5 protein-coding genes are annotated in these 2464 nt (G+C 68.5%); all 5 read left to right on the forward strand.

Going from position 1 to position 2464, the window contains the following annotated elements; all coding sequences use genetic code 11:
* The coding region (locus AIIKEEIJ_RS13750; RefSeq protein ID WP_202917011.1) for a nitroreductase family protein at positions 1-476 on the forward strand (476 nt) is incomplete at its 5' end.
* A gap of 95 nt (positions 477-571) precedes the next feature.
* Positions 572-643: a putative leader peptide gene (locus tag AIIKEEIJ_RS34310; RefSeq protein ID WP_353852504.1), complete on the forward strand. Its 72-nt coding sequence runs from the start codon at positions 572-574 to the stop codon at positions 641-643.
* A 64-nt stretch (positions 644-707) separates the two neighbouring features.
* Positions 708-1271: a flavin reductase family protein gene (locus AIIKEEIJ_RS13755; RefSeq protein WP_124258563.1), complete on the forward strand. Its 564-nt coding sequence runs from the start codon at positions 708-710 to the stop codon at positions 1269-1271.
* Between the two features lie 101 nt (positions 1272-1372).
* Positions 1373-1885, forward strand: coding sequence for a winged helix-turn-helix domain-containing protein (locus tag AIIKEEIJ_RS13760; RefSeq protein WP_161995878.1), 513 nt, complete (start codon positions 1373-1375; stop codon positions 1883-1885).
* Positions 1886-2107: 222 nt separating this feature from the next.
* Positions 2108-2464 (forward strand): NAD(P)H-dependent oxidoreductase (locus AIIKEEIJ_RS13765; RefSeq protein WP_161995879.1); only part of this gene is annotated, 357 nt, incomplete at its 3' end.

The following is a 2464-nucleotide window of genomic DNA, read 5'->3' on the forward strand; positions in this document are numbered from 1 at the left end:
TCCGCGTTGACGAGTTCTCGGCCGTGGACTTCGCCGAGGGCACCCTGCTCGGCGTGGTCGACGCGGCCCTGGCCGCGCAGAATGCCGTGGTCGCGGCGGAATCGGTCGGCCTGGGCACCGTGTACATCGGTGGCATCCGCAACGAGCCCGAGCGCGTCGCCGACGTCCTGGAACTGCCGCAGCGGGTCTTCCCGGTCGTCGGCCTCTCGGTCGGCTTCCCCGATCCGGCGGAGCGGGCCGAGGTCAAGCCGCGACTCGGTTTCGACATGGTGTGCCACCGGGACCGTTACCGACTCGAGGCGCAGGACGCGGGTATCGCCCGGTACGACACCCGCGCCGAGGACTTCTACCGTGGACAGGGCCTGCCGGGCAGCTGGACCGGGCGAATCGTGGCACGACTGACGGATCCGGGTACCCTGGGATCGCGCCGCCGACTTCGAGACGCGTTGCGCGAAAGGGGTTTCCCGACGAACTAGGGGCGCCGGCAACCCCGGCACCGCCTCGGCTGTGCCCCGACGAAGACCGTCGGGGACGGCCACGATCGACTGCAGACAGGTGAGGATCGAGCACTATGACCGAAACAGCGTGGAGCCGCAGGCACGTGGACCTGTGCCGCACCCGCTCGTGTCTCTGTGCCTCCTGACCTGAGTACGTGTCTTCCCGACTCCTCCCTCCGTCTCGGTATGTACCTCCTTCAAGGAACGGCTATGTCCCTGTCGATGTCGAATGCCCTCGAATACTCCGCCACCGCCGCATCGGAGCACGCTCCGGGCGTCCGTGGCGACCAATACCGCTCGGCCCTTCGGCGGCACCCCGCCGGGGTCACGATCGTCACTCTCGAATCCAGCTCCGGCCCGGTCGGGTTCACTGCGACGTCCTTCGCTTCGCTCTCCCTCGATCCGCCGCTGGTCTCGTTCAACATCACCGACACGTCGTCGAGCATCGACGCCGTCCGCTCGGCCGAGTCGTTGGTGATCCACCTGTTGGGCGACCATCAGCAGCATCTCGCGCAGCGCTTCGCGCGCAGCGCGGCGGAGCGGTTCTCCGACGAGTCACTCTGGACCCGAATCGAATCCGGTGAACCCGTCCTGCACGGCACGCCGGTCTGGCTCCGGGTTGTCGTCGACCGGTTGATTCCGCTCGGTGACAGCACTCTGGTCGTCGGTGTCGTGGTTCGTGCGCACGAGGACCCGAATCCGGCGGAGGGCAAGAGTATTCCGTTGCTCTACCACGAGGGCGCCTACCACCGCCCCGTCGCATTGGAGGAGTGAATCATGAGTCGCCTGCCGAGTCTCCGGAACGAGTGTCCGAGCTGTCGCCGCACCGCATCGCCCGTCAGCTCGTCGGATCCCCTCCTCGACCGGAGCCTCACATGGAAATCCTCGCCACTCGCAATGACGTAGTCACCGCCGCCGGTGCCGAACTCGTTCTCGTCCTGCGGCTGCCCGACATCGGAATACACTCCTCGCGTGACCTGGCGGCGCTCGCCGACGCCCTTCGCGAGGCCGCCCACGATCTGGTTCCGGGCGTGAGCACCCATACAGTGCTCAGCCCGACCCCCATCCCGTTGATCATCGACCTTCCCGCCCGAGACGTCCTGCTCGACGGCCGGCGAGTGCTGCTCAGCCACAGCGAGTTCGAGATTCTCGCCTATCTCGTCCGCAACCCGAGGACCGTGGTGTCCCGGGCCGTCCTGCGCGACCTCGGCACCGGGGTGCGGGAGGTGGACAGTCGCGGCCGGAACGTCGATGTCCACGTCTCCCGGATCAGGACCAAATTGCAGCAGTTCGGCAGCATCATCTCCACGGTCCGCGGCAGCGGATACCGCTTCGACCCGCACCCGGCCGTTCACATCACGGAACTGCTGACGAGGCGGTGCGCATGACGCCCGGGCACGACGACCTCCCCACAGGTCGCCCTTCGGCAGCCGCCCCCGAATCGGAGACGCCAGGTCTACTGCGGTGGCTGTTCGCCGAGGTCCGGTGGCCGGACGTCGCCACCACCCGCGCGGTGATAGAGCTGTGCACATGGTGAGCGCGGTCCGACCAGAACCTCCCGGCAGCGCACCGCGCCGGGATATCCCGAATGTATGTGGAAAGGCCCCTGCGTGAAGACCACCGTCGTCGCCGGCAACCCCAAGCCCGGCTCCCGCACCCTCGACGCCGCCACCCTCCTGGCCACGGAGTTCAGCGGCTCCGCACCCGACCACGTCGTCGACGTGATCACCCTCGGGCCCGGCCTGCTCGGCTGGGGTGACGACGCCGTCACGGCGGCGGTGGAGACCGTCGCCGCCTCGGACCTCGTGGTCTTCGCCAGCCCCACCTTCAAGGCCACCTACACGGGCATCCTCAAGCTGTTCCTCGACCAGTTCGCCACCGGCGACGGCCTGCGCGACGTCACCGCCGTGCCGCTCATGCTCGGCGCCGGCCCGGCCCACGCCCTGGCCCCGGACCTGCTGCTCAAG

Origin of the sequence: Rhodococcus sp. YH1 (assembly GCF_009939605.1) — a bacterium.
GTDB lineage: Bacteria > Actinomycetota > Actinomycetes > Mycobacteriales > Mycobacteriaceae > Rhodococcus > Rhodococcus aetherivorans.